This window comes from Massilia psychrophila, assembly GCF_002760665.1.
Classification (GTDB): Bacteria; Pseudomonadota; Gammaproteobacteria; order Burkholderiales; family Burkholderiaceae_D; genus JAFCUW01.
In genome coordinates this window covers 132518-151404 of the sequence record NZ_PDOB01000007.1, presented here as the reverse complement: position 1 = coordinate 151404, position 18887 = coordinate 132518, and the positions used below count along the sequence as shown (strand labels likewise).

Genomic DNA, 18887 nt, shown 5'->3' with positions numbered 1-18887 from the left:
CATCGTGACCGCTGATTCCGGAAAAGCCCCGAAATCGGTCACGTTCGCCCGGAATGAGCGGTCACGTTCAAATGGAATGACTGGTCACGATGCCGGAATCACTGGTCACGTTGGTCCGGAATACCCAGTCTATAACGCGGAGGAACGCCGCTGGCGGCTCGCGCCGGCTTTTGACGTCGTACCTAACCCGGTGGAAACGCCAGTTCGTCTTAACATGCAGCTATCTCAGGGTCGCTTCGACATTTCTCGGGACGCGGTGTTGGCCGACGCACATCGTTTCGGATTTACGAGCGCAACGGAGGCAACAACCACCCTCGATGACCTGCTAGCACGTATTACGGCTGGCTTTGACGAGGTCGCACATTGGCTCGACCAGGACTGGAAAAACGTATTGCACGAACGGTTGTCTCACAACGTTGTCGTCCTGAGCGGACGGCAAGGGCTTAATCAAATTTTTGGCCAAGCCTAGGCCTTGACAAAAGGTCAATGATGTCTCAAACCCGGCGAAACGTCCGCTCGCGACCCAGGAATATCGATAACGGCAACTATAACCTCAGCAGGACGTTCGTACGGGTGACGGGTGATGTGCGTCGCAATGGCTTCGGGACGCCAGATGGGCGCTACGGTGAGATGTCGAATCTCACGGGATACTTCGCAAAATCTCACAGGATGCGTCCCGAACAGCCTTTCCTAGAGTTACCATAAATTTCGGGTTTTGGGTCCAGCCACACCGAGCACCCCTACCGCGCAGGAAACGTATTCCAGCTACCTGCGCGGCGTGAGCTACCTTACGGCCCGAAAACAACTTTCGATCAGCGCGAAAACGAGCGCCTCTTCCGGACCTGCGCGTCAGGCCGGTGCGCCTGCCTGCCGACTCGGCGTAGCCGCGGCAAACGCCGGATGGGCATCGCAGGCTGCCATGATCCGGTCGATCGTCGGCGTATCCGGGATCGTGATCTTAAAAATCCTCACCATCTCCACGATACTGGCCAAACAGATATCGGCCATCGTCGGCGTGTCACCATGACAAAACACGCCTGTCTGGGGCTCGGCGGCCAGACGTTGCTCGAGCGCGGCCAAGCCGGTCCCAAACCACTGGATTTGCCATGCCCGCCAGGCCGTGTCGTCCATTCCGGTGGTGGCGGTCAGATATTTTTTGACGCGCCCCGTGATCAGCGGATGCGTATCGGCAGCGAGCATCGCGGCGATTGAGCGAACTCGTGCGCGCCCGTGCAGGTCCTGCGGCAGCAACGGCGGGGCTGGCTGGAATTCGTCCAGAAATTCCAGGATCGCCAGCGACTGTGTCAGCGGCGCATGCCCGAGCTCGACCAGGGCGGGGATCGCGCCGAGTGGGTTAATTTTCAAAAACTTCTCTTCGCGCTGCTCCCCGGCATCAATATTGACGATCCGTTCGTTCGCCGTCAGCCCCTTCAGATTGAGGGCGACGCGCACCCGGTAGGTGGCCGAGGTGCGCCAGTAAGCATACAGTTCGAAAGTGGGTTGCGTGGTCATGGCTGATTTCCTTTGAGGTCAAAACGTACATGTGGACTAATTGATCTATAATTATATCCATGTCAATACTTATACACCAATCCACTTACAGTCACACACAACAGACCTCTCCCGTGATGGGGCGGCCACGCCAATTCGTGCCTGCCGAGGCACTCCGGGATGCGCTGAAGGTGTTCTGGGAACAAGGGTACCAGGCAACCTCGCTCGACGATCTGACCGCTGCCATGCACTTGAGCCGGTCGAGTTTCTATGCCTGTTTCGGCTCCAAGCACGCCGTGATGATGGCGGCCGTCGAACTCTACGCCGATGAGTTATTTGCCAGGCTCGAGGCCATGGCGGCGGCGTCCATGTCCGCTCTCGAGGCCGTCCACGCTGTACTGGCGGCGATTGCCGAAGTTGATGCGGGCCGCCGTGGCTGTTTTTTTGTCAATTGCGTGACGGAGCTTGCACCGCACGATCCGGCACTGGCGGCCTTCGGCCAGTACCACGTCGGCCGCACCGGTGCGCTGATCGCAGGCTTGCTCGAGCGGGCCGGATTTACCCCGGAGCTGGCGCAAACGCGCGCCGTTGCCTTGTTGGCGCTAGTGATCGGCACCATCACGCTGCGCAAAGCCGGCCTGCCAGCGCCGGAACTACTGACAATACTGAGCCAGGCGCAGCTGCTGCTCGCCGATACCACTTTTTCTACTTGATTGAGCCATACGGCGCCAATCTGGCGCTTGAAATTGCCCTCGCTGCGCCGGAACGGGTTTCCTCACTCTGGCTAATGGGCTGCGACGCCGGTGCCGCGCGCGCCGGCGGGCCCGATCTTGCCGCCGGACTCGAAGCGACGCCAGACGCGATCGTCGAGTTTTTGGCAGAAATCGTCGTGCGCCCGGCCGATCACGCTGCAAGTGCCGCCTTCAAAGCCATGGCGCACCGCGTCGGCGCGCCAGCTGGCGCGGCGCAGGCGCGTGCGCTGGCCAGCCGGGACGATATCTGGTCCAGGCTGGGCGAGCTGCGCATGCCGGCGCTGATCCTGTCGGGCGATGAAGATCCGATAGCACCACCGGCGTGCGGTCAGCAGCTCGCGCAAGCGATGCATCATGCGCGCTTTGAACTGATGCGCGATTGCGGTCACTTGCCGGCGCTGGAGCAGCCGGCGCGGGCGGCCGCACTGTTCCGGACTTTTCTCAGCGAACCTTCGCGGCATCCTCATTGCGCTGGATAGCGCGCAACCATATCGGCATTCGCAATGTCTTACCTGTTTCAATTCACGCTGTTAAGCACTCAGGAGAATACGTTATGAATACAATCGCGACCAAGGACGGCACGCAGATTTACTTCAAGGACTGGGGCCAAGGCAGGCCGGTGGTGCTTTCCCACGGCTGGCCGCTGGATGCCGATGCGTGGGACGCCCAGATGATGTTTTTGGCTGAAAACGGATTTCGCGTCATCGCCCATGACCGGCGTGGCCATGGCCGCTCGTCGCAGCCGTGGAACGGCAATGACATGGATACGTACGCCGACGATCTTGCCACGCTGATCGAAACGCTGGACTTGCAGCATGCAACACTGGTAGGCCATTCCACCGGCGGCGGTGAAGTGGTGCGTTATATCGGACGTCATGGCAGCGCGCGGGTAGCGCAAATGGTGCTGATCGGCGCCGCGCCACCAATCATGCTGAAAACAGATGCCAACCCCGGTGGCTTGCCAATAACGGTGTTTGACGACATGCGCACCGGCGTCAGGGCCGACCGCGCCCAGTTTTACAAAGACCTTGCCATTACGTTTTACAACTTCGACCGGCCGGGTGCTACACCGTCGCAAGGCGTTATCGATACGTTCTGGCTGCAAGGCATGCTCGGCTCGCTCAAGGGCCAGCTGGACTGCATCAAACAGTTTTCCGAAACCGATTTTAGCGCTGACCTGCAGAAAATTGACGTGCCAACATTAATCCTGCATGGCGATGACGACCAGATCGTGCCGATCGCCGCTTCAGCGCTGCTGTCGGCTAAGCTGGTGAAAAACGCCACCCTCAAGGTTTATCCGGGCGCCGCGCACGGCATGTGCGTGACCGAGGCAGACAAGGTCAATGCCGACCTGCTGGCATTTTTGAACACGTAATGCGCCACTTTCCTTGCCCTGTGACACTGCTGGAATGACAGTGTTGGAATGACAGTGTCGCAGGGCCGCACGCCTGCTCGGCTACGGCATTCCGGTGTAACCATACCGGCAGCTTTTTCGTTGAACATCGCGACACGCAGCGCGGCAAGAATACGGCGCGGCTGGGTAGCGCCCACGGCGCCGGATTCCCCAAACGAAAAAAGGGACGAGCGGCAAGCCACTGGTCCCTTCCTGTATGTTCAGGCCGTCGTGCCGGCCCGGTATTACCAGCCGAGCTTGAGCGTGTATTTGCCGCTGGTCGACCCGGTCCCGCCGCTAAAGTACACCACGCGGACGTAGCGGGCTAACGTGCTGGTGCCGGTGTTGGCGGTCGTTACCGTATCGGTTGCGCCGGCGCCGTTCTCGCTTTTCGCCAGCAAGGTACCGCTGCTGTTATAGACGAACAGATCGTAGTCGTTGGTACTGCTGGTCATGCTCAGCGTCGAGGTCAGCGTTTTACCTGCCGGCAGTTGCACCACGAAGTAGTCGGTGTCCGTCGTCGAGCCCATGTTGCCGTTCACCGTGGTAGCGCTGGTTGTGACAGCGTTCGCGGTGCCGATCGTGTTGTTCGACTCGGTCTCGTTCAAGGTCGGGCCAGTGCCGGTTGCGGCATCGACCGCGGCGTTTGCATTGACGATACCTGCGCCGCAGGACGTGCAAGTTGCAGGAAACGCGCGTGCCGACGACTTCAGCTTGCTCTCGATTTCGTCCGGCGTCAGCGCGCCGTTTTTCGACAGCATCAGCGCCGCCACGCCTGCGACGTGCGGCGTTGCCATCGAGGTGCCCTGATAGAACGCGTAGTTGTCCGCACCCGGCCCGGCCGAGCCGGTATTGAGCGTCGATAAAATACCGTTCGCCGCGACGCCGGTTTCGCCGCCTGGCGCTGCAACGTCGACAACGGCGCCGTAGTTCGAATAGTTGGCACGCCCGCCCGCGCGGTTGGTCGCTGCAACGGTGACGACGCCGGCGCAGTTGGCCGGATTGGCAGTGCTGGCGTCCGTGTTCGAGTTACCCGCTGCGACAATGACGACGGTGCCGCGCGAACGGGCGGAGTTGATCGCATTCTGGGTGGTGGTGTCGCATGCACCGCCGCCGCCCAGCGACATGTTGATGACCTTGGCCGGGTTGGCGTTGGCCGGAACACCGGTCACAGCGCCGCCCGACGACCAGATGATGGCGTCGGCGATGTCGGAGGTATAGCCGCCGCATTTGCCAAGGACGCGCACCGGAACGATCTTGGCGTTGTAGGCGACGCCGGCCACGCCGACGCCGTTGTTGGTGGCCGCGGCGATTGTGCCGGCCACGTGGGTGCCGTGCCAGCTGGACGACCGGGCTGGCGAGTTGGCGCCGCACTGGCCTGCAACGACCGAGTCGCCGGGGTCGCTGGCATCACTGTCGCGGCCGTTGCCATCGGCGGCAATGGCGGTGTCGGTGATGAAGTCGTAGCCGCCGACAAACCGGCCCGACAGGTCGGCGTGCGGACGGTAGCCGGTATCGATCACAGCCACATTGACGCCGGTGCCGGTTGCCTTGTCCCATGCCAGGTTGGCGCGCAAGCCGCCGGCCGATTCAAAATAATGCCACTGCTCGGTGTAGCGCGGATCGTTCGGCGTAAACATTTTTTGCAGCAGGCGGTCCGGCTCAGCGTACTCGACGGAAGGATCGCGCTCTGCCAGGTCCCTGGCCAGCGCCTCGACTTCAGCTACCGACACTTTCTTGCTCAGCTTGATAATGTGCGCGCCGGTCGCGCTGGTATGCAAAAGTTTCATGAGCAAGCCGAACTGCTGGCCCGCGCGGTCGACCTTGGCCAAGCGGTCCTTGCCCAGCGTCGCCACTTTGGCTGCGCCCTTGCCGCCTGCGACCGAATCCTTGTACTTGACGATCAGGCGGTCGGTCGTGTCGATAAAATCTGCTGCCTGGCCGGGCTTGTCGAACTCGGCAACGCCTGCGACCGCGACCAGCGGAGCGGTACCCAGCACAACTGCTGCTGCAAAAAATTTCAGAATGACGGGGCACGTCGAATGCTTCAGCTTCATGTCGATCCTCTGTTTTTCGATACGAATTACGATGGCTGGCACATGCGGATCCCGCATGTGCCTACGTTTCTCCCACGTCAAAAGGGCGGCTCCTGGACCCGCCCTGTGTGGCAGTTTTCTAGATTACGACGAAACGAACTCAAGCATAGTAATTCCTAGAAGAATCTGTTGCCACGCGTGTACAACTGAGCCTGATTTTGAGCAATAACAAGGATTGTTCGGATAAAACAAATTATCACCGATGATTATTTGTTATCGATTAAACATTTATTTATTTATTTTTTCGCCAAGACAATCATTGCCAGGTGATGGTATTTTGGCTTTTCACCCGTATGCCTGTTTTCAGGCAGCCATCATGGCGGCGCTCCCCCCCCCGCGCGGGAGCGGCATCTGCCATATACTGCGCACTGCCGCCGCATCAACCCATCACCCTGACAATCAACCGGACCCCCAATTGGCTACTCCGAAATCGCTAGTGTCCGCTTTGTATGACCACTGGGACACCGTCGAATGGCTGGCCCAGCTGTCGCGCGAGATGCCCAGTTTCGAGGCGGAGCATATTCTCGCGGTGGTGGCGCGGCTGGCGCCAAGCGCCGCGCTCGAGCAGCAGCAGCAGGTGCTGCGCCAGCTGGTCAACGCCGACATCGTGCAGGCGCAAGCGCGCGGCCAGTCGTACCAGCTCAATAGCTACGTGCTCGAGTTCGTGCGCGGGCTGACCCGCGAGCACGAGCTCGGCTTGTCGGCGGTGCTCGCTTCGCGCATCAATGCCATTACCGACGCCACCCGCAAGCTCAACGAAGGCCTGCAGGGACGCGACATGGATTTGCTGCGCCAGGCCGCCAACAAACTGTCAGAGCTGTTCCGCCAGATCGGCCAGCAGCTCGACGGCGACCGCCACGCCATCCTCGAGCTGGCCGAGCGCGCCAAGGCGCAGCAGACCGACATGCCGATCGCGCGCCGCTACCGCGAAGTGCTCGACGCGTACGACAACTACGTCGCGCCAATGGCCGCGATGATGGACAGCGGGCCGGGCGGCACCTTTTACCGCCACCTCGAACAGGCCGAGCATGCGCTCGACAACGCCGTCGACGTGCTGACGGTGCAAGGCGCGCTCTACACCCAGCGCCTGGCGATGCGCCACGTCGCCTACCAGGCCAAGGAATTGCGCCGCCTGGGGCGCGACGTGCTCAAGCACTGCAGCGACACGCTGCTGCCGCTGCGCGAAGAAGTACGGCAGCACAATTTACTGTCGGCGGCGATCAGCGCCCTGCTCGGCCGGGTGCGCAAGCGCGGCCTGAACCGCACCTTGCCGGCCCGCGCGCTGCCGCTGTGGCGGCGCGAGATGTCGCGCGCGGTGTCGGTTGGCCCCGAGGTGCTGACCATCATGAGCGAAGCGCGTTGTTTCGCACCGGTGCTGGTGAGTTTTCCGGAGGAGCACGCCGCCGGCGCCATGCCCGCGCTCGACCTGGTCGACGAAAATGCCTTGGTCGCCGAGCTGCGCGCGGCGATGCCGGTTGCTAATTTGCTGGGCTGGCTGCGCGATCACTATCGGCACCTGAACGACGCCACGCTGCTGCGCCTGTACCATGAACTGATTGCCCGCGCCGACTGGCAGGCCATCCAGGCCGACGCCGCAGCGATCGTCCCCCTCAACACGGTGCGGGTAACGCTTTACCCGCACGCCATCGAAGCGGCCCCATGAATCCAAACCAAGCTGGTGCGCCGATCGCGCTGGAACAGCTGTCCCGCTTAAAGGAGCTGTTTGCGATGCTCAACGCCGGCCGCCACGTCAACCGCCTGAGCGAACCGCTGCTGTGGGCCGAACTCGAGCGCGAGGCGCCCCAGTACGAACGCGTGTTCGGCGCCCTCGGCTACGAGCTGCGCATCGACGGGCGCGGCTATGCCTGGTTCCAGACGGGCGACGCCAGCGGCACGGTATCGAAGGCGACGCGCCAACTGGCGCTGTTGTTCATGCTTATTTTCGAGCAGCAGGCTGACGCCGGCCAGCACCTCGGGCGCTTCGTCGACTGGCGCATCGACCGCGCCCTGCTGACCGGTTTGCTCGACAAGAACCGCGCCCTGCTCGACGCCGAAGGCCTGGCCGAGCTCGAACCGTTGCAGCAACTACTCGATACTGCGGTGCGCTACGGCTTCGCCGATGCGGGCAATGGCGCCTGGCGACTGCTGCCGGCGGTGTTTCGCTACCTCGACCGGTTTGAAGAACTGGCCGCCAACGCCAACCTGGCCGCTGGTGCCGTCGGGCTGGCCTTGGTCGAGCCTGAGCACGAACGGGACGAATCATGATGCAATACGGTTTCCAGCGCCTCGTCATGCTCGGCAGCGCCGGCTATCAACGGGCCGAATTGCCGCTCGACGCCGCCGTCTCGCTAATCGCGCCCAACAATACCGGCAAGACCAGCCTGATCAATGCGCTGCAGTTTTTGCTCATCGTCGACAAGCGGCGCATGGATTTCGGCGCCCACGACGTCGAGAAAAGCCGCCGCTTCTACTTTCCCAACAACAGCGCCTTCATTTTGCTGGAAGTAGCCTTGCCCACTACCGGCACCGTCGTGCTCGGTTGCGTCGGCAAGGGCGTCAGCCACGATTACGAATACTTTGCCTACAAGGGCCAGCTCGACATGGAGGATTTTCGCCTGCCGAACGGTGCCGTCGTGACTCAGCCGCAACTAAAAGCCCACCTGCAGACCCGCTCGAAACTGGTGTTCAGCTATTCGTCAGGCGAATTTAGCGACGCCATCTACGGCAGCCGCAAGAAGCGCCAGGACCACGAGCCGGACTTCACCATTTTTAAACTGGAGCATGCCAGCCTGGCCGAAGCGTTCCAGCGCGTGCTCACGCGCACCCTGCGGCTGGACCGGCTCCGCTCGAGCGAGGTCAAGGATTATTTGCTGAGCATCTTCCGGCGCGACCTGCCGGACGCGAACATCGACTTCAAGGCCGAGTGGGACAAGGCGTTTGCCGACGTCAACGCCGACCGCGCCCAATACCAGGCGGCGCTGGCCCACCAGGCGGAGATCGCCGCGCTCGAGCGCGACGCCACCGAACGGCTGGCCCTGCGCGGCAAGCTGATCCACAACCGCCCGCTGATCGACACTGCGCTGAGCGCCTGGGACCGGCATTTCGCCGACAGCGAAGTTCAATTGCAAAACAGCGTGGCCGACGTCGAGCATGCCCAACAGCGCCTGCGCGCGCGCGCTGTGGAACTGGCCGAGCAACGCCTGCTGACGCGCCAGCACCATGAACAATTGCGACAGGGCGCCGCCCGCCATGCCGAACTGGCGCAGCAGTTCGCGCTGGTTGGCGAGCGCCGCACGCTCGAAGCGCGCCACGTTGAGGCGCGCCAAGCGCTCGAGTCGCAGATCGCCCTGGTGCAGCAGGCCAGCACCCGCAGCGTCGACGCCATCGAGCGCGAGCGCCGCAGCGCCGGGCAGGAACACGCCAGCCTGCAGCGCGAGCTGGCGACGCTGACCGACAACCTGTACCTGCGATTGCAGGCGGCATTGAGCAGCGACCAGCTCGCCGCGCTCAACGTGCTGCTGGCGCGCCAGGTGATGACGCTCGGTGCGAGCCAGTTCGAGATCGACCCGCAGCAGTTGCCAGGCCTGCGCGCCCACCTCGACCGCCTTGTCGACGGTGGCCACGCGGCGCTCCCGGGCATCACGCTGGCGCTCGGCACGCTCGAAGCCCAGCACAGCCAGCGCACCCCGGCCGAGCTGGAACTGCGCATCGGCGAACTGGCGCGCCAGATCGCCGACCTGAACCGGCAAGCGGAAGCGGCGCGCGCGCTCGACGCCGCCCGCGCCCGCCAGCAGCAGCTCGATAAAACCGTGCGCCAGATCGAACACGAGCTGGCCCTGTTCGACGAGCTGGGCGCACTGACCCAGTCCGCCCCGCAGCGCGCCGCAAGCATGACCGAGGTAAGCACGGCGCTCGGCGCAATCGAAACGGAGCAGGCGCAGGCGCAAGCGGCCGTCCAGGCCCTGCGCGACCAGGAAACGCACAGCACTCGCCGGCTTGCCGGCCTGCGCGCATCCCACAAGGACATCGTGCAGCGGCGCGAGCGCCGCGGCGACAGCGCATCCATATTTTCCTATCTGGCCGACCTGCCCCACCAGCCCTGGACCGGCGCCCCAAACTTCGCCCTCGACCAGTTGGCCGAGCAGTTGGAAGCCTACAGCAACGACTGCCGCCGCCTGCTGCAATTAAATGAGATGCTGCCGCACCAGGTCGCCGAGCTGCATGCCCGCGGTCTCACCAAGTTCAGCTACATGGGCGGCGAGGAAACCGAGATCGACCGCATGACGGCGTTCGCCGCCCACCTGCCGCAGGAAGCCGAAGCGCTCGAGCGCAAGGCGCGCAGCGCCGTCGTCAACGTCACCGCCTGCCTGCGCGAACTGCGCGACGGCCTGCTGACGTTCAAGAGCCGGATGCGCGATTTTAATCGCCTCATCAGCCGGCGCCAGCTGTCCGACCTGGCGGTTTTTAAAATCGAGCCGGCCGACGAACTGCTGCTGGTCGATGCGATTGAACTGTTGATTGCCAAAGCCGAACAGGTCGACGATGGCGAGACGTTTTCCCTGTTCAATCACGCCAGCGTGCTCGACGACGACGCCCTGAACCGCGCCAAGCAGGTGCTGATCGGCGAAGGCGAGGCGCGCGGCTGCCTGCGCGTGGAGCACCTGTTCCGCCTCGAATTCATCGTCGGCAAGGCCGGCCGCGCCACCGAATCGTTCACCGACATCGACAGCGCCGCCTCGAACGGTACCGTGCTGATGGCCAAGCTGATCACCGGCCTGGCCTTGCTGCACCTGATGCAGGACAAGCGCCACCGCGTGCAGGCGGTCTGCTACCTCGACGAGGCGTCCGCGCTCGACCAGCGCAACCAGCGCAGTCTGATCGAAACGGCCGACGACTTCGGCTTCGCCCTGATTTTTGCCTCCCCCGCGCCGCTGGTGACTGCCCGTTACTGCGTGCCGATCAGCACCCAGGGCGGGTTCAACCACATCAGCCGCCAGCACTGGCAGTTGCTGGAACCGTTGGCACCGCCGGACGCCCTTCAACCAAGCGCGTCGGCAGCGTGAGCCGCGCACTGGCCGACGCCCTCGACAAGCTGCTGATCACGCCGGGGCCGTCGGCGGCGACCCTGTTCACCCCGGCCCAGCGGCGCGAACTGGACCGGTTTGCGCGCCACACCGGCGCGCTGCGCCTCTCCACCCAAGGACGCGGCGCCAGCTACCTGCTTATCGATGCGGCGCTGGCGCGCGCCCACCTTTCGGCATTGCGCCCGACCGCCATCGAGGAGCTCGACGCCAGCCTGCCGGCACGCGCCAACAACATCGCCCGCATGCGCGACAGCAAAGGGCGCGCCCACATCCACGGCACCGGCTATCTGCTGCTCAAGGCGATCGGCGAAGCCGTCACCTGGCAGCGCGGCGACGGTGCCAAGGTCGACATTTCGGCCGGCACGGCGCTATCCGGCGCCGCCGCCATCGCCATCGAAACGGGCGACGGCTGGCACACCGACGCGCCAATCTGGCTGGTGGAAAACCAGGCGCTGTTCGATCGGCTCGACTGGCTGCCAAAGGACGCGCATGGCTCGATCGTCTATTACGGCGGCCAGTTGAGCCGGCTGCTGCTGGACTGGATGGCGCAGCGCGTTCGCAGCAGCCGCATCGTGTTTTTCCCCGACTACGACGGCGTCGGTTTGCTTAACTACGCCCGCCTGCGCGAGAAATCAATCGCGCCGGTGGAGTTCTGGCTGATGCCCGATTGGGAAGAACGGCTGCGTAAATATGGCAGTAACCGGGTTTGGCAAAATACGCGCAAGGATTTCAGTGCTGCTTTGCTGCGGCTCGAAACAGTGGAAATGCCGTTGGAGGTCAAGGTGCTGTGCCAGGCGATGGCTGAGCAGGGATTGGCGTTGGAGCATGAGGCGGTGTGGCTTTGACTCGACACCAGCATCTCCTCAGAGCAGTAAAAGCCGAAACGCCCTGCTCGTGCTGGAGAGCGCTATCGATGCCCTTGCAACAAGCACAGGCATCATCGGAAAAATACTCGCACTAGAGCCTGCGAACAGGGATGGAACTTTTGCCGATGCCGACCTTGAACTGTTGGTCGAAGGCAGGCCCTATTCCTATATCGCCGAAGTCAGGCAAATCGACCGCATGGCGATGCTCCATCAAGTCAAACAGCGATTCACGCAAGCTGCCCGGCCATGCCTGCTGGTGGCCCCACGAATTTCCGCCGAACTGGCCGACAAATTTGCCCTTTTTATGCAAAATTCAGGCCAACGCGCCGGAGGCGGTTTCGGAAAAGCTACCTGACAAGCGCACGGCGAACACGCTACCGGCAGACGATGTCGATCGCCGAGGGCGCCGCATTTTTTTGCGTGATCGTGCACTGCCTGATATTGTCGTTCAGTTGTTTATGCAAGGTGATTTCATTGGACGCGCCATAGCCACATTCCATCCAGATCCCTCCGGGGTGGGGCGGACTGAGATCATAGGTGTCGATCCGTGCTGTCTTGTTGTGTTTGGTAGTGAACTGTGCCAAGTCGGCATGAAGTTCCGGCGGCCCACCCGTGGGCGCTGCCGAATTCAACCGCAATGACGACGATTGATACGGCGTCCATCCACTGCCCGTCGCGACGAGTTGAATTGTTTTCTCGCCAATCTCCTTTGGGCATTCGATGCGCCACGCGGTTGCGACGGCCACCTGTCGTTCACGAAGGTCGCGATAGCCGTCCCGCTTGCAAGGCTTCGTTCGCCCATCACTATTGCGCCCCGCTGCCAGAAAAATGTCGCTGGCGCTGGCGTGTATGTTCGAATGAGCGCGACGCATTCACTGTCCCCCACTGTCACATGCTTTTCGAGCTTGCGGACATCGCCGAACCCGAAATCAGGCGAAGTAAAAAGTGTGGGTTTTAGCGGCCACAACGCCTTGCTACTACGCAACAAAATGCGATCTTTAGCGGCACTGCAGACCAAAAGTTTTTAAGCCGGCGCCGACGTTTTGCCCAGCCAGCCGGTTTTGCAGCAACCTTTACGGGCAACTGCCGTAAGCATGGCGGCTTTAAATACCCAGCCGACGTCTGCCACACAGCCGTAAAAGCCATGCTCGGCCAATGCATGCGGGAACGCCGCTGCCGGCAGCGCGCATGTGCGACCCTGGACCCTTGAATCTGTCACACTAAACTTCGGCCGCAAGGTCGAACTTTTACTCGCGCGTAAAACGGGGAGCGGTCGATGTGGCAGAAAATCGTGGTCATTGGCGCACTGATGGCGTCCGTTGTGCCGGCGCGCGCCGGCGTGCAGAGGGGCGCGCCCGACATGCAGCTTGCCGGTGTCGTGCCGAAAAATAGCGCCGATCAATTCGAGCTGGCTTTCTGGGAATCGATCAAGAACAGCAGCCATGCCGGCGATTTCGAGGCTTACCTGAAGGCCTATCCGAAAGGGCGTTTCGTGACGCTGGCGCAAGCGCGCATCACCCGCCTGCGCGTGGCCGCCGACAAAGCTGCCGAGAAGCCCGCCCCGGTCGCAGCCGCTGCGCCGGTAACCCCGGCCACGCCGGCAGAAAAACCTGCCGCGCAACCGGCCCTGCAGCGTTCCGCGCAACGCGCCGCCAGGCAGGAACGCGCGCAGGCGAAAGTTGCGGCCCGGTCCAGCAGGACTGGCGCGAAGACGGCGGCGCGCGAGACGGCGGAGGCGCCTGCCGCCGAGCCCGTCGCTAGGCGCGAGTTCAAGGACTGCCCGGAATGTCCCAGGGTGGTTGCCCTGCCGCGCGGCGCCTTCACGATGGGCGGCAGCTCGATCGATCAGACCGAGCTGCCGGCCCACCTGGTCACCCTCGACCGGCCTTTCGCCATCGGCAAATACGAAATCACTGTGAGGGAATGGAACGCCTGCGTAGAAGCCGGCCCCTGCCGGCCCACCGCGCAGTACGCCAGCCCGAATCCGAGGGCGCCGGTTCGCGACATCAGCTGGCTTGATGCGCAGCAGTATGTGAATTGGCTCAGCAATACCACTGGCGCGACGTACCGGCTGCCGAGCGAAGCCGAGTGGGAATACGCGCAGCGGGGCGGCACCGCGACGCGCTACTGGTGGGGCGACCAGATGGCGCTTGGCAAGGCCAATTGCAAGGATTGCGGGCCGCCCTGGCAGATCGACGAACCGATTGGGGCGGGTTCGTTCGCACCCAATCCGTACGGACTGTACGACATGAACGGCAGCGTGTGGGAGTGGGTCCAGGACTGCTGGCACAACTCGTACAGCCGCGCGCCCGCCGATGCACTTCCCTGGGACGACGACCCCAGTTGCGAAGCGCGCGTGGTGCGCGGCGGCTCGTGGCGCGACTCGGCGCCGTTCATGGTGGCGTCGACCCGCGCCAGCGCCGACCCTGCCATGCGGCAGTCGCAGAACGGGTTCAGGGTGGCGCGCGACGTTGAGTAGGGTAGCGTGGCATGGCGCCAAGAATGCAGGTGCGAGGCTTGTTATACGTCAAAAGCCAACGCGATTCTTCCGGGCGCCAGTGCGCGGGCCGCTTCATCACCCGCCAATATTGCGGAACGGATCGAGCGCCAGGTCGATGATGCGACGCTCGCGGACGACGATTTCGGCGGTCGCCGTCATGCCGTAGCGCAGCGGGTAGCTCGTTTCGCCGACCTGGTACGCTTGCTGCGCGAGCGTCACCCTGCCTTCGTACACCGGCTGCTTGGCAGCTGCCGACGGCTTGGTGGCCGGCGAGATAAATTGCAGCGTGCCGTGGGTCAGGCCGTAACGCTGGTAGGGAAAAGCATTGAATTTAAGCTGCACCGGCAAGCCTTCGCGCAGGAAGGCGCGGTCGTGCTCGGCGATTTCGAGTTTCAGGATGGGGCGGGCGTTCTTCGGCGCGATGCCCCCTAACGGCGCGTTGGCCTGGATCTTGTCGCCCGGCTGGGTCGAGGTGACGTCGGTGATCACGCCGTCGACCGGTGCGACAATCAGCAAAAAATTGTCCTTGTCGATGTTCTCGAACTTGATGCGGGCGGCGGCGTCGGCCACCAGGCGCGCCGTCTGCACCTGCAGTTTTAGTTTGTCTTCGGCGTTGGCCACCTCACGGTCGGCCGCTTCCGACTGCAGGCGCAAGCCGGTCAGTTGCTGGCCGCTCGTTTCGAGCTGGCCTCTGGCCTGGGTCGATTCGAGGCTTTGCCTTGCGACCAGCTCGCCCTGGCGCGATTGCGCCACGCGCAGCGCGTTCTCGGCCGCCTGCAGCGCGTTCTTTTTTTGCTCCACTTGCAACTGCGAGACGCCGCCGCCGCCGGTCACGGCGAACAGCCGCGCGTATTTGTCGGCCTCGTCTTTCGCGGCGTCGCGCGCGCGCTTCGCTTCGTCGACGTTGACGCGCGCCTCCTGTTGCTGCGCCTGCTGGCCTTGCGCCAGGCTGCCGGTGCCTGCGGCGATGCGGCGCTCTTCGACGGCGGCCGCGTCCCGTAGCGCGACCGCGCGGCGTTCCATCAGCGCCCGTTTTTCGGGGAACTGCTTCCATTCGCGCTCGGCGTCGTCGAGTTTTAAACGCGCCTCCAAGGCGTTCTTGGCCGCTTCGATCGCGCCGCGCGCGTAGATCCGCGCGACGACGTCGCCCTTGGTCACCGGCTGACCTTCGGCGATGTAGATGTTGGCCAGTTCGCCGTCGATCGGCGCGTACAGGCGCCGCACGTCGGACGCCGGCACCAGCGTGCCGCTGGCGGTGACGAACACGTCGGCGCGGCCGAAGAACGACCAGACCAGCACGGCCAGCACCAGCGCGACCATCGTGTAGACCAGCGCCTGGGTAAAGCGCCACGGGTAGGCGGTGAGGATCGAAATGCCCTCGGCGCTATGGTCGTCGAGCGCTTCGCTCAGCGGTTTAAGGAGTGGCTGGTTCATTCGGTTCCTGCGCTTCCTGTGCTTGCTGTACGTCCTCGCTCCTGGCCTGCGCCAGCTTGCGCACGTCGCTGAGGGCGTTGGCGTAGACGTCGCGGTATTGCGGCACGTACGACGACAGCGTCTCGAAGGCGCGCTGATGAATTTCGTTCTGCTCTTCCCATTGTTTTAAAATAAGCTGGATGCGGGCGGCGTCGTCCGGGCCTTTGATTGCCGCCTGCGCGCCGCCGCGGGCGGCGACGAATTGCTCGAGCCTGGCGATCCAGTCGAGTTCGTCGAGCAGCGGCGCCAGCTCGGCGTTGCGGCCGGCTTGACTGCGCATGGCGGCGGCCAGCGCGTCGGCGCGGGAAAATTGTTGCGCCTTGATGGCGGCCATCCACTCCGGCAAATGGGCCTTGAGCAGCGCCGCGGTGACGAGCGACGTCAGTTTGCGGTTGCCGGGATCGTCGGCCAGGGCAGCGCCGGCCACGGCCGCAGCCTCGGCGTAGGCGCCGCGCGCGATCAGCTCGCCGGCTTCGCGCTCGGGTGCGCCGATGCGGAACAGAGACCAGGCGGCGATCACCACCAGCGCCAGCGCCGCCACGCCCCAGCGCAGCGCCCGCCGCAGTTTCGGTGCCGCCAGCAGCGCCGCCAAGACGCCGTGCGGACGGCGGGCGCTGCCTTCATCGGCGATCGCGCCGGCGGGATCGAGCGCGGCGTTGTCGGCCGCGGCGTTCTGGTCGACGCAAAAGATATCGAGGAAGGAATCGGGCGCGGCGACGAAGGTCGTCTTGTCGGCGTCAGGCGCGGCGGGAGCGGCGGGAGCGGCGGCAGGGCTAGCAGGAGTCGCAGGGGCGTCGGCGGCGCCGCCGGCGCCCGGCACGGTCGTCACGCCCAGCCGGGTCATCGTCGGGTCGGGCGCGGCGGCTTCCCATGCCAGGGCGACCCGGTAGACGAAGTGGTGGCCGCCGAAGCCGACTTGCACGCCGTCGTGCAGCGCGGCGGCGTGTTCGTCAAGGCGCTCGCCGTCGACAAAGCTGCCGTTGGTGCTGCCGAGGTCCTCGAGGTAAGGCTGGCCGCCCTTGAGGAAGATGTGGGCGTGCCGGCGCGACAAGTAGTTGACCTGCGTCGGGCTGGTGTCCTGGTAGCGGGCGAAGGTGGCGTCGACCTTGCTGATCATGAAGGGGAATTCGGTGACGACGATCGGCTGCAAGCCAAGTTCACCGCGCTCCGGCGTCAGGGTCAAACTGGCCAGCCTGGCGCTGCCCGGTTGAAACGGAGCGCCCTCCTCCAACTGCACCCGGTACGCCAGCGCGCGGCCCAAACCGAGCTGGTCGCCGGTGCGCAGTAGCGTGATCGCGTGCCGGACGGCGGCGCCGTTGACGGAGGTGCCGTTCTTGCTGCCCAGGTCGGCGAGGTAGACGGCGCCGTCCTCGCAAAAAATCCTCGCGTGCCGGCGCGACAGGTCGGCGACCATTGCCCGCGGGTAGGTGTCGAAGGGCGCTTCGTTGCGGCCGATGGCGAACAGGCTGTCGTGGATCTGGATGGGGCCCAGTTCGGGGTGCGAGACGGGCTGCAGCGCAATGAATGGCTGGAGATCCGGCTGGCGGCTTGACCCCTGCCGGCCCGCAGGACGGCGGCCCGCGCCTTGGCACGACCTGGCATTGTGGGCGTCGACCACGGCCGGCCCGCCTTCAGTTGCGGGCCACATTGCGCACGTCCACCGGTGGCCAGCCGCCGCCGAGCGCCTTGTACAAGGTCACGGTGTCGGACAGAATCTGCTGGTGGTTGGCCAGCAGCGCCAGTTGCGCCGACAGCAGCGAGCGTTCGGCTTCGAAAACGTCGAGCTGCGACACCATGCCTTCCTTGAGCTGGGCCGTGACCTGGGCGGCGACAATGTCGAGCTGGCTGGCCTGCTGCTGCAGTTCAAGGCGCTGGCGGTGGTGGGCGTCGAGGTTGACGAGGGCATTTTCGACTTCTTCGAACGCGGCGACGACGGCGCGCCGGTACTCCTGCTCGGCGACCTGGCCGCGCGCCTCGCTGGTCTTGATGCGCGCCTTGACGCCGGGGTCGAACAGCGGGAAGTTAATGCTCGGCAGCAGGCCGAAGGTGAACGATTTTAATAGCGAACTCAAAGCCAGGCTGGCCGTGCCGCCGCGCCCGGTCATGCTGATCGACGGTAGTTGTGCCAGCTTGGCCTGGCCGACCAGGCCGTAGGCCACCAGCACGCGGTATTCGGCGGCGACCAAGTCGGGCCGGCGCTTGAGCAGCTGTGACGGCAGGCCTTCCGGCACGCTCGGCAGCTGCACCCGCTGCTGCAGCGTGGCGGCCGGCACCGTGAACTCGCCGGCCGGCGTGCCGAGCAGGGTGGCCAGCGCATTGCCGGCCAGCGCGCGCAGGCGCCGCAGCTCGATCAGGTCGTTCGTCAACCGGTTGATCTCGGCGCGCTGTTGCAGCACCCGGGTTTGCGGCACCAGGCCGTTCTGGTACATGGCGTCGTAAGTGGCGAGGATCTGGCGGTTCTTGGCCAGCGTTTTTTCCTGCTGGGCGGCTTGCTCGTCGAACTGCAGGATCTGGAAGTAGGTGGTGGAAACGTCCGACGCCAGCCGCAGGTAGCCGGCGCGCCAGTCGGCCTCGGTGGCGCTGAACTCCGCGCTCTGCGCCTGCACGCCTTTGGCGACCTTGCCCCAGACGTCGATGTCCCAGTTGACCTGGGTGCCCAGATTAAACGTCTTGGCAAAGTTTTTGCCGGTGGTTTTTTCGAAGCTGGCGCCGGCGCCGGCGTCGAGCGTGGGCAGCGCGCCGGCGCGCGCTTCGCCGATCTCGGCGTTGGCAACCTGGATGCGGGCGGCCAGGATTTTTAAATCGACATTGGACTTTAACGCGCGCCCGACCAGGCCGTCGAGGTAGGGATCGCGGAACTGCTTCCACCAGTCGACGGTGATCATCTCGCCTGGCGCCACCGGCAGGCTTTGCTGGCGCGACCAGGCGTTTTTGGACGGCGCGTCGGGGGTTTGGTAGGGTTTCATGCTGACGTCGGCGCAGGCGGTGAGCAGGGCGGCGAACGTGGCGGGCAGCGTGCGGCGGGTGAGCATGCGTTTTACCGAATTAGTCGACGTTTTCATATCACCACCTCGTGTGCCAACCTGGCCGCTACGCGTTGATTGGTCGTCCTCGCGAAAGAGGGTGTCGCAAAAGGTCGCTGAACGCTAGAGCCGTCGTCCTCGCGCACGCGGGGACCCAGTTTGCACGATAAACTGATCAACTTTTGACGGACGATGCCGGGCGTTGTCGC

Annotated in this window: 16 protein-coding genes and 1 pseudogene; 10 read left to right on the top strand and 7 right to left on the bottom strand. The window is 64.1% G+C overall.

All coding sequences use genetic code 11. The features are described from left to right. Positions 1–469 (top strand): annotated as a pseudogene (locus tag CR103_RS06990) (HipA domain-containing protein); the annotation flags it as partial. 380 nt (positions 470–849) lie between these two features. Here the strand turns inward: CR103_RS06990 and maiA are convergent. Further along, a complete protein-coding gene (gene maiA, locus CR103_RS06985) occupies positions 850–1512 on the bottom strand; it encodes a maleylacetoacetate isomerase (RefSeq protein ID WP_099915276.1) in 663 nt (220 codons plus the stop codon). Positions 1513–1628: 116 nt separating this feature from the next. Between maiA and CR103_RS06980 the strand changes: the two genes are divergently transcribed. From CR103_RS06980 to CR103_RS06970, 3 genes are all read left to right on the top strand, one after another. Beyond that, entirely contained in the window at positions 1629–2204 is a 576-nt protein-coding gene (locus CR103_RS06980) for a TetR/AcrR family transcriptional regulator (protein ID WP_229442840.1), read from the top strand. Next, positions 2201–2722: an alpha/beta fold hydrolase gene (locus tag CR103_RS21995; RefSeq protein WP_143752540.1), complete on the top strand. Its 522-nt coding sequence runs from the start codon at positions 2201–2203 to the stop codon at positions 2720–2722. The genes CR103_RS06980 and CR103_RS21995 overlap by 4 nt, the downstream gene beginning before the upstream one ends. A 74-nt stretch (positions 2723–2796) precedes the next feature. After that, positions 2797–3618: an alpha/beta fold hydrolase gene (locus CR103_RS06970; RefSeq protein WP_099915273.1), complete on the top strand. Its 822-nt coding sequence runs from the start codon at positions 2797–2799 to the stop codon at positions 3616–3618. Between the two features lie 263 nt (positions 3619–3881). On the opposite strand, the gene CR103_RS06965 is transcribed toward CR103_RS06970, so the two are convergent. Further along, a complete protein-coding gene (locus tag CR103_RS06965) occupies positions 3882–5693 on the bottom strand; it encodes a S8 family peptidase (RefSeq protein ID WP_099915288.1) in 1812 nt (603 codons plus the stop codon). A 454-nt stretch (positions 5694–6147) separates the two neighbouring features. On the opposite strand from CR103_RS06965, the gene CR103_RS06960 reads away from it, so the two are divergent. The 5 genes from CR103_RS06960 to CR103_RS21990 are packed head-to-tail and all read left to right on the top strand — an operon-like array spanning position 6148 to position 12037. Then, positions 6148–7395, top strand: coding sequence for an MksB family condensin complex protein (locus CR103_RS06960; protein WP_099915272.1), 1248 nt, complete (start codon positions 6148–6150; stop codon positions 7393–7395). Continuing rightward, the gene (locus CR103_RS06955) at positions 7392–7997 is read left to right on the top strand and encodes a condensin complex protein MksE (protein WP_180279306.1); all 606 of its coding nucleotides are present in this window, start codon (positions 7392–7394) and stop codon (positions 7995–7997) included. Before CR103_RS06960 ends, CR103_RS06955 begins: the two co-directional genes overlap by 4 nt. Beyond that, positions 7994–10795 (top strand): Mks condensin complex protein MksF, encoded by a 2802-nt coding sequence (locus tag CR103_RS06950; RefSeq protein WP_229442833.1) that lies wholly within the window; start codon positions 7994–7996, stop codon positions 10793–10795. The genes CR103_RS06955 and CR103_RS06950 overlap by 4 nt, the downstream gene beginning before the upstream one ends. Next, on the top strand, positions 10792–11661 hold the full coding sequence (locus tag CR103_RS06945; RefSeq protein ID WP_180279305.1) for a DUF7281 domain-containing protein: 870 nt from the start codon (positions 10792–10794) through the stop codon (positions 11659–11661). The genes CR103_RS06950 and CR103_RS06945 overlap by 4 nt, the downstream gene beginning before the upstream one ends. A gap of 49 nt (positions 11662–11710) precedes the next feature. Next, positions 11711–12037, top strand: coding sequence for a hypothetical protein (locus CR103_RS21990; RefSeq protein WP_143752539.1), 327 nt, complete (start codon positions 11711–11713; stop codon positions 12035–12037). A 19-nt stretch (positions 12038–12056) separates the two neighbouring features. On the opposite strand, the gene CR103_RS23265 is transcribed toward CR103_RS21990, so the two are convergent. Then, entirely contained in the window at positions 12057–12428 is a 372-nt protein-coding gene (locus CR103_RS23265; RefSeq protein WP_370659423.1) for an STY0301 family protein, read from the bottom strand. Continuing rightward, entirely contained in the window at positions 12311–12568 is a 258-nt protein-coding gene (locus CR103_RS24075; protein WP_370659424.1) for a BPSL0067 family protein, read from the bottom strand. The genes CR103_RS23265 and CR103_RS24075 overlap by 118 nt, the downstream gene beginning before the upstream one ends. Positions 12569–12958: 390 nt before the next feature. Here CR103_RS24075 and CR103_RS06935 point away from each other — a divergent pair, with 390 nt between their 5' ends. After that, positions 12959–14161, top strand: a complete 1203-nt coding sequence (locus tag CR103_RS06935) for a formylglycine-generating enzyme family protein (RefSeq protein WP_099915270.1) — start codon at positions 12959–12961, stop codon at positions 14159–14161. Positions 14162–14257: 96 nt separating this feature from the next. Here the strand turns inward: CR103_RS06935 and CR103_RS06930 are convergent, their stop codons facing one another. Genes CR103_RS06930 through CR103_RS06920 form a run of 3 tightly spaced genes read right to left on the bottom strand, consistent with a single transcriptional unit; the run spans position 14258 to position 18717 of the window. Beyond that, positions 14258–15616, bottom strand: a complete 1359-nt coding sequence (locus CR103_RS06930; RefSeq protein WP_099915269.1) for a beta-barrel domain-containing protein — start codon at positions 15614–15616, stop codon at positions 14258–14260. After that, complete coding sequence (locus CR103_RS06925; RefSeq protein WP_099915268.1) at positions 15597–17303, bottom strand: FHA domain-containing protein; 1707 nt, start codon at positions 17301–17303, stop codon at positions 15597–15599. The genes CR103_RS06930 and CR103_RS06925 overlap by 20 nt, the downstream gene beginning before the upstream one ends. Then, positions 17287–18717 carry an efflux transporter outer membrane subunit gene (locus tag CR103_RS06920; protein WP_099915267.1) on the bottom strand — a complete coding sequence of 477 codons (1431 nt, stop codon included), beginning with the start codon at positions 18715–18717 and terminating at the stop codon, positions 17287–17289. The genes CR103_RS06925 and CR103_RS06920 overlap by 17 nt, the downstream gene beginning before the upstream one ends. Positions 18718–18887 lie beyond the last annotated feature (170 nt).

What these genes read in the sequence shown, in the direction of transcription:
- maiA (WP_099915276.1), bottom strand. Translation starts at nt 1,512, where the DNA reads ATGACCACGCAACCCACTTTCGAACTGTATGCTTACTGGCGCACCTCG.
- CR103_RS06980 (WP_229442840.1), top strand. Translation starts at nt 1,629, where the DNA reads ATGGGGCGGCCACGCCAATTCGTGCCTGCCGAGGCACTCCGGGATGCG.
- CR103_RS06970 (WP_099915273.1), top strand. Translation starts at nt 2,797, where the DNA reads ATGAATACAATCGCGACCAAGGACGGCACGCAGATTTACTTCAAGGAC.
- CR103_RS06965 (WP_099915288.1), bottom strand. Translation starts at nt 5,693, where the DNA reads ATGAAGCTGAAGCATTCGACGTGCCCCGTCATTCTGAAATTTTTTGCA.
- CR103_RS06955 (WP_180279306.1), top strand. Translation starts at nt 7,392, where the DNA reads ATGAATCCAAACCAAGCTGGTGCGCCGATCGCGCTGGAACAGCTGTCC.
- CR103_RS06950 (WP_229442833.1), top strand. Translation starts at nt 7,994, where the DNA reads ATGATGCAATACGGTTTCCAGCGCCTCGTCATGCTCGGCAGCGCCGGC.
- CR103_RS06935 (WP_099915270.1), top strand. Translation starts at nt 12,959, where the DNA reads ATGTGGCAGAAAATCGTGGTCATTGGCGCACTGATGGCGTCCGTTGTG.
- CR103_RS06930 (WP_099915269.1), bottom strand. Translation starts at nt 15,616, where the DNA reads ATGAACCAGCCACTCCTTAAACCGCTGAGCGAAGCGCTCGACGACCAT.
- CR103_RS06925 (WP_099915268.1), bottom strand. Translation starts at nt 17,303, where the DNA reads ATGTGGCCCGCAACTGAAGGCGGGCCGGCCGTGGTCGACGCCCACAAT.
- CR103_RS06920 (WP_099915267.1), bottom strand. Translation starts at nt 18,717, where the DNA reads ATGAAAACGTCGACTAATTCGGTAAAACGCATGCTCACCCGCCGCACG.